The 6,838-nt window shown below is 40.9% G+C and carries 9 protein-coding genes; 4 read left to right on the top strand and 5 right to left on the bottom strand.

All coding sequences use genetic code 11. From position 1 onward, the window contains the following. The 5 genes from ACOYVE_RS01575 to ACOYVE_RS01555 all read right to left on the bottom strand — a co-directional run. On the bottom strand, window positions 1–210 hold a 210-nt coding region (locus ACOYVE_RS01575), incomplete at its 3' end, for a hypothetical protein (protein ID WP_422880614.1). A 45-nt stretch (window positions 211–255) separates the two neighbouring features. Beyond that, window positions 256–630, bottom strand: coding sequence for a hypothetical protein (locus ACOYVE_RS01570; RefSeq protein ID WP_014856671.1), 375 nt, complete (start codon window positions 628–630; stop codon window positions 256–258). Window position 631: 1 nt separating this feature from the next. After that, window positions 632–880: a hypothetical protein gene (locus tag ACOYVE_RS01565; RefSeq protein WP_422880613.1), complete on the bottom strand. Its 249-nt coding sequence runs from the start codon at window positions 878–880 to the stop codon at window positions 632–634. A 15-nt stretch (window positions 881–895) separates the two neighbouring features. Then, a complete protein-coding gene (gene lexA, locus ACOYVE_RS01560; protein WP_422880612.1) occupies window positions 896–1,525 on the bottom strand; it encodes a transcriptional repressor LexA in 630 nt (209 codons plus the stop codon). Window positions 1,526–1,661: 136 nt separating this feature from the next. Continuing rightward, the gene (locus tag ACOYVE_RS01555; protein WP_422880611.1) at window positions 1,662–3,917 is read right to left on the bottom strand and encodes a methyl-accepting chemotaxis protein; all 2,256 of its coding nucleotides are present in this window, start codon (window positions 3,915–3,917) and stop codon (window positions 1,662–1,664) included. A 219-nt stretch (window positions 3,918–4,136) separates the two neighbouring features. Here ACOYVE_RS01555 and ACOYVE_RS01550 point away from each other — a divergent pair, with 219 nt between their 5' ends. Genes ACOYVE_RS01550 through ACOYVE_RS01535 form a run of 4 tightly spaced genes read left to right on the top strand, consistent with a single transcriptional unit; the run spans window position 4,137 to window position 6,837 of the window. Continuing rightward, window positions 4,137–5,015, top strand: coding sequence for an STAS domain-containing protein (locus ACOYVE_RS01550; protein ID WP_422880610.1), 879 nt, complete (start codon window positions 4,137–4,139; stop codon window positions 5,013–5,015). Between the two features lie 2 nt (window positions 5,016–5,017). Further along, on the top strand, window positions 5,018–5,437 hold the full coding sequence (locus ACOYVE_RS01545) for an STAS domain-containing protein (RefSeq protein WP_422880609.1): 420 nt from the start codon (window positions 5,018–5,020) through the stop codon (window positions 5,435–5,437). 2 nt (window positions 5,438–5,439) lie between these two features. Beyond that, a complete protein-coding gene (locus ACOYVE_RS01540) occupies window positions 5,440–5,832 on the top strand; it encodes an anti-sigma regulatory factor (protein WP_422880608.1) in 393 nt (130 codons plus the stop codon). 3 nt (window positions 5,833–5,835) lie between these two features. Continuing rightward, entirely contained in the window at window positions 5,836–6,837 is a 1,002-nt protein-coding gene (locus tag ACOYVE_RS01535; protein WP_422880607.1) for an ATP-binding SpoIIE family protein phosphatase, read from the top strand. Window position 6,838: the final 1 nt, after the last annotated feature.

Raw genomic sequence — 6,838 nt, 5'->3', positions numbered from 1 at the left:
GTTGATGCTGCTGAAATATCTTCTGCCTACTTCGGGATTTAAGGTATAATATTCTCCTTCAACTTCGCTCCACATTTCGGTTGAGTACCCGTAATCGAGTAATCGAAGGGTATATTCGAGCAAAAGGAAAAATACGATAGGAACCGACAGCATAATAATCCAAAAATAAAAGGGCGCTTTTTTGCCGGGCGTAGAGTTCTTCTTTTTCATAAGATGCAATTAAAATATTTATGAATGGAAGGAAAATAAAAAAAATTAATCAGATAACGGAACGACTCTTATCCTTTTCCTTAACTCCTCGGGCAAGCGAGAAATAACGATTTTTGCTCTTGATATATATTCTGCAGGTACGCCGATAAAAAGCGTCATCTGGGAATTCGACCTTCTTCCTCTAAAAAGCGTTGCAATTTTTGATTCGAGCGCGGCGCTCTCGAGTTCTTCTCCGCTCAAAGTAATGCCGATTGCAATTCTCTTTTTAAAGCGGGCTACGGCGTCGACTTCTAGATTATCAATGGGGGAGGGCGGAGGCAGATACTTGCCGTATTTACGGCTTATCATCATATATCCGCTGTTTCTTATCTGATCGATAAGAAGTTCGACCCGTTCCTTATGCAGATTTCGTTTTTTCATTTTAATTGCAAAGAGGTATTATCGGAATTACAGGCGAAAATTTTTGCATCCCCAAAATTTTTATGTTCGAAATCTTTTCGTATTCAAAACTTCGGATTTCATTAGCGCCGTTGATTCTTCCGTAGAGAACTTTTTTACCGAGGCGGTTGCGGGTAATATAATACGGCTCGACGGTAAAAGGAGTAAGTCCGTACAGAAAAGAAATTCTGTTTCTGTTATAAATAGCGGTAGAAAACAATATGGTTTTCATGTTTCGTTCTCCTTTTTAATGGTAGCTGCGGAATACTCCGACTACCTTTCCTATTATTGTAAATTCTTCGGGGTTGTCGACAACGATCGGCTCGTAATTGTCGTTTTCCGGTATCAGGTAGATTTTATTGTTCTCGACGTGGAAACGTTTCATCGTTGCTTCGTCGTGCAGCAAGGCGACAATGATATCGCCGTTTTGAGCTTCCCTTTGCGGCTGAATTATAACCAGATCGCCTTCCAGGATGCCGGCGTTAATCATACTGTCGCCTCTTACTTTCAGCCCGAAACATTCCGTCCGGTTGCCTACCAGATTCTTGTCTAGGGACAAATTGCCCTCGATATTTTCCTCGGCAAGAATCGGAGCGCCTGCCGCCACACGACCGACAATCGGGATGTCGATAATGGAATTGGATTTTTCACGTGCGTTATCGACGATAAGCGATAGCGTACGGCTAGCGCCGCTCTCGTTGCTCAGATACCCTTTTTTAATTAATGCATCGATATGCCGTTTGACCCCGAATGTGCTGGCAATATTGAAATGCTTGCCGATCTCTCTGTATGTGGGCGGATATCCGTTGAAATCGACATAATCCTGTATGAAATCGAGAATTTCTTTTTGACGGTTTGTTATATTTTCTTTTTTCATAGTAGTGCTCGTTTGTGCACCTCTAATATAGTGAACGGATGTGCAGGTGTCAAGAGGAAAATTATTTTTTATTTAAAAAAAAGCCCGGCAGACACAATCTTTTGCATCAAACCGGGCTCAAGGGGGGATGTATGAATCAGTTCATTTCCGGCAAAGCCAATTTTTCTTTCCGTTGAATTTTATATCCGTCGTTAGTATCGAGCTGGAATCTTTCGATTAATTCCTGCAGGCTTTCAGTCAACTGTGTAAGGTTATTTGTGGAATGAGCAATTTGAGAAGTGCTTGTCGCCGATTGCTGAGTAACCGTGGTTATATTTTCGATACTTTTACTGATTTCTTCTGCGGAAATCGATTGTTCCTGGCTTGCGCTTACGATGTTGTTGATAACCTCCGAAACGCTTTTGGCTGATTTATAGATTTCTTTCAGCACATTATCGATCTCTTCGGTAAGTTTCATGCCGTCTTCGACGGAAAGCTTTGCGTTAGCCATCGATTTATCGGCTTCCCGCACTTCCGCCTGAATCGATTTAATTGTGTCGGCAATTTCTTTTGTAGCTTTTGTAGTTCTTTCGGCAAGTTTACGAACTTCGTCGGCAACTACTGCAAAACCTCGTCCCTGCTCGCCGGCGCGCGCCGCTTCGATTGCTGCGTTGAGCGCAAGCAAATTGGTTTGGTCGGCAATTTCATCAATAACGCTGGTAATCTCTCCGATCTGATCGGTTTTGTTTGCAAGCGAGGCGATTATATTGGCTGCGCTCTCAGACGATTCGACGATTTTATCCATACCTTTTTTTGTGTCCGACGTTTTATTTGTTCCTAATTCCGCAGCGGAGCTCGATTGTTTAGACATCTCTGCGACTTCGGAGATGCTATTCGACATGTCGATAATCGATTTTGTCATCTTTTCAATCGAATATGTAATTTCGCTTACCTGTTGATTTTGTTCCTGCGCGCCCGCCGCCATCTCTTCGGTTGACGAAGAAATTTGTATTGCGGCGCTGGCGGTGGCGTTAACCACTTCGCGTACTTTTATCAGAATTTCTTTTAATTCGTCTATCATGCGATTGATGTCATGGCCGAGGTCGTAGAGCACGCTGTTTCGATCGATATCGAGTTTGCGTGTGAGTTTGCCGTCGGCAATTTCGCGTATTACTTCGGCTATCGGGGCAATTTGTTCTTTTAAGTATGCTTCGTTTTTCTCTTCGATTTCCCGCATGTCGGTAAAGAATACAAACGCTCCGTCCGTCTCGCCCTTTGAGTTTTTTATCGGTCCGGATTGAGCAAGTATCGGAATGTCTTCGCCTTTATTGTTTTTAATAGCGGCTTTATCTCCTTTGAGAAAGATTCCTTCGAGCGCGCGGCGGCTGATCGAATCGGCTCCGAATACCTCTTTTACTTTCATCTTGTTTACAATTTCCTCGGGTTTTTTTGTAGAACCGATTATATCGAGAGCGGCTTGATTTATATACGTAATGGTCATATCCGTATTGATCGTAAAAAATGCGCTGGCGACTCCGTTCTGGAAACTTCTGGAGTGCGCTATTTCGTCTTTAATTTTTTTGATCATTTCTTCGAAAGAACGGCTCAGATTGCCTACTTCGTCTTTTCTGTCGGTATTTTCGAATTCGACGTTAAAATTACCTTTCAGAATTTCGGAAGCTTTGTTTGCCAGTTTATTAATCGGTTTGACTATTAATTTTGTGATGACGGGAATAAAAGAGAACATTACAATGACTGTAATAATAATTATTAAAATCGTTAACGATTTTGCCTCTTCTATTTGAGCCAAAGTAGTGTTGTTGAAATTTTCCGCTTCCTTGTCGTAAAGTTCGACGAGTTTTTTCAGATGCATTTTAGCCGTGTCGAATTTTTTGAGCGCTTCCGCCGAAAGTAAATTATTCTGCACAACCAGCTCTTCGATTAAAGCCTGATTCTCCTCGTTATCTTCGGTTAACAACCGGTCGATTTTCTTCTGGTTATCGATTACCTGCCGATGAGTCGATTTCCATTTTTGCCAGTCTTCTTTAAACTGATTCCAGATTTTTGCATCATCTTCCGATTTGGGAACAGCGTCATAAATATTCCAGGCGTTATCCGCTCTTTCGAATGCGGCATTGATTGAATTATAGATTGATTCACGCACAACGGGATCTTTCAAATCCCTGTTCAGAACTCCGCGCTCGGCGCTCAGTACGGAAGTCTCGGCTTGATAGAGCGTGATTAGCGACTGGATGGAAGGGAGAATGTTTTTCCCCAGATGATTTACTACCGCTTCTTCTTCGTTCAGATTTTGATATGCAAGGAATGCATTGACGCCTGTCATTATTACTATCGCAGTAAAAAGAATGATGATTTTTGTGAGTATTTTAAGATCGTAAAATTTTTTGAGCATGGCTCCCCCTTACATTTTGTAAATGTAAATTCAGGTTAATCCCAATCTTATTATCGGAGTACTTTCTGATTATTTAAGTTTATTTTTTATTTTTTTTGAGGAAGGTTGTTAAATTATCCCATTTGCAGTCGATAATAATCAAGATATATGATGAGTTAAAAAAATGTGTATTTTTAAAAGAATATTAATTAGTTTAGAATAAAACTTTATGAGGTGTCCATGGCTACAAACAAAAATACAAGCGCTTATATCAATAACGTACTTACGACCGATATCGAAAAAATAACAGATATTGCCGAGAAACATTTCAAGAATATTCCTAACGAGAGAACTTTCGACTTGTTGTCCGAAGACGAATTTCGGGACCAGGTACTGAAATTTCTAAGGATTATAGCTAAATACAGTCCCGAAATTGAAAAACGCCAGTTTTATATCGAGCTTTCTGCGGATGTTGTCGATTTTTTGAAACAGTTTAACTCAGAACGCTCAAGACAAGGTTTCAATGCGAACGAAACTGTCTATTTTATACTCTCTTTGAAAGATATTCTTACCGATTATTTATTCGAACAAAAAGATATAGAGAAAGATAAACTTGCCAGCGCGGTCAAAATTGTTTCCGCCCTGGTTAATAAACTGGCGGCTGAAGCTTACGAACTCTATACTAAGTCCCGTGAAGATGTAATCAATAAACAAGCTCGCCAGATTCTCGACATGGCTACTCCGATCATACAAATTTGGGAATCAATTGTGGCGGTTCCTCTAATTGGCACGCTCGACAGCGCGAGGACTCAAATCGTAATGGAAAAACTTTTGGAAAAGATTGTTGCGACGAAATCGAAAGTCGCCATAATTGACATTACGGGCGTGCCTACTGTCGACACAAGAGTTGCCCAGCATATTATGAAAACTGTTCAGGCAATTAAATTATTGGGCGCCGATTGCGTTATCACTGGTATTAGCGCTGCAATTGCTCAAACCATGGTGCAAATGGGAGTGGAATTCGGCGGCATTCATACAAGAGCTTTGATGTCGGACGGTATAAGATACGCGCTCAATCTTATTCGCAAATCATCTGACAATAAAGTCGAGATGCAATAAAAATGGCAAAAATTCCCATATTAAAATTAGGCTCCACTCTGTTGGTTAGTATTCAAACCGAGTTGCACGACCGACTTGCAAGCGAGCTTCAGGAAGAGATTCTTGCTTCAATTGAAAAGAATAAATCGAAGGCGGTAATCATCGACATTACGGCGCTTGAAATTGTCGATTCGTTTATAGGTCGCATGCTGACAAACACAGCCGAGATGGCGTCGTTGATGGATGCGGAAGTTATTCTGGTAGGAATTTCGCCCGCCGTAGCCATTACTCTGGTTGAATTGGGAATGGAACTGAAAGGAGTAAAAACCGCTCTCGATCTGGAAAGCGCTCTCGAAATCATCAACGACAATCTATCTGAAGAAAATAACGCCGATTTTTTCTCGTCCGACCCGAAGAGCGATGATGAGCGGGATGAAAACTGAGAATGCAAAAGATAGAAATTACCGACCAGGAGTCGCTGCTTAATGTAAGGCAGATTGTCCATTCGCTTGCCAGGGAAATCGGTTTCGGGCTGGTTGACCAAACGCGAATTACAACCGTTGCCAGCGAACTTACGAGAAATATTCTGCTTTATGCCAAAAAAGGTCGTGTTGAAATTTATAATATTAACGGTAGCCGTATCGGAATCAAGATGATTTTTATTGACGAAGGCCCCGGTATCGATAATATAGAGCTGGCTATGAAAGACGGTTACACTACGAGCGGCGGAATGGGAAAAGGTCTGCCGGGTTCGAAACGCCTTATGGATGAGTTTTATATTGAATCGGCGCCCGGAAAAGGCGCCAAAGTAACAGTTATAAAATGGTTAAAAGGATAAATCTTGCATACATTCTATGAGTTTATTGTCGACGGCGAACATCAAATAAGTTTTGCCAGAGAGGAAGCAAAATCGATAGCAAAACAATTTGGCTTTGGAAATCCCAAACTCGAGGAAATTGCTATTATAGTTTCCGAACTTGCGTCGAACATTCATAAATACGCCGGCGCAGGGAAAATCATTATTGTACCGTTTGTAAGCGCTAATTTGAAAGCGCTCGATATATACAGCGTAGACCACGGTCCCGGCATCGAAGATATCAACAGGGTTTTACAGGACGGATATACCACCAAAACGAGTCTCGGTATCGGACTCGGCGCCGTAAAAAGGATGTCCGACGAATTCGATATTTATTCTTTTTTCAAGGACAGTCTTATAAACAAAAATATTACGATTATTTTTTCCAGAAAGTACTTAAAAGATTCTGAAAAGCATTACAAGTTTGCGTTTCTCTCCAGGGCTTTGCAAGGCGAAGACTATAACGGCGACGCGCTCTTTCTTAATATCGAAGGGAAGAAGTTGACAGCCGCTTTAATTGACGGAATTGGACACGGCGAAATTGCATATACGGCTTCTTATCGGGCAATTAATTATTTAATTAAAAATTACGAAAAAAATCTCGATGATATTTTACAGGATATAGACAAAGAATTGAATCATACGTTCGGCGCTGTGGCTTCTATAATTAAAATAGATAAACAAAAACGCAAAATGATACATGCAGGCGTGGGTAATATAAGCGCCCGTGTATTAAACGCCGTAAATAAGATTAATCCGATCAGCACAAACGGTTATCTCGGAAGCAATAAAATTAAAATTAAAACGGAAGAATACGACTGGTCGCCGAATAATATAATAATTATGACGTCAGACGGAATAAGAGAAAAATGGAATTTGAGTTATTACAATGAGTTAATGGCTAAACACCCGGCTATAATAGCTCAGTTCATCTTTCAGTTTTTTGCAAAACCGAACGACGACGCTTCGATTTTTGTGATAACATAAT

The organism is Melioribacter sp. (genome assembly GCF_049325435.1).
GTDB classification, from domain to species: domain Bacteria; phylum Bacteroidota; class Ignavibacteria; order Ignavibacteriales; family Melioribacteraceae; genus Melioribacter; species Melioribacter roseus.
The sequence above is the reverse complement of the archived record's forward strand: the minus strand, read 5'-3'. Positions and strand labels throughout refer to the sequence as shown.

Excerpts from the sequence above, each read along its gene's own strand:
- ACOYVE_RS01570 (WP_014856671.1), bottom strand. The coding sequence starts at position 630 with ATGAAAAAACGAAATCTGCATAAGGAACGGGTCGAACTTCTTATCGAT.
- ACOYVE_RS01565 (WP_422880613.1), bottom strand. The coding sequence starts at position 880 with ATGAAAACCATATTGTTTTCTACCGCTATTTATAACAGAAACAGAATT.
- lexA (WP_422880612.1), bottom strand. The coding sequence starts at position 1,525 with ATGAAAAAAGAAAATATAACAAACCGTCAAAAAGAAATTCTCGATTTC.
- ACOYVE_RS01555 (WP_422880611.1), bottom strand. The coding sequence starts at position 3,917 with ATGCTCAAAAAATTTTACGATCTTAAAATACTCACAAAAATCATCATT.
- ACOYVE_RS01550 (WP_422880610.1), top strand. The coding sequence starts at position 4,137 with ATGGCTACAAACAAAAATACAAGCGCTTATATCAATAACGTACTTACG.
- ACOYVE_RS01545 (WP_422880609.1), top strand. The coding sequence starts at position 5,018 with ATGGCAAAAATTCCCATATTAAAATTAGGCTCCACTCTGTTGGTTAGT.
- ACOYVE_RS01540 (WP_422880608.1), top strand. The coding sequence starts at position 5,440 with ATGCAAAAGATAGAAATTACCGACCAGGAGTCGCTGCTTAATGTAAGG.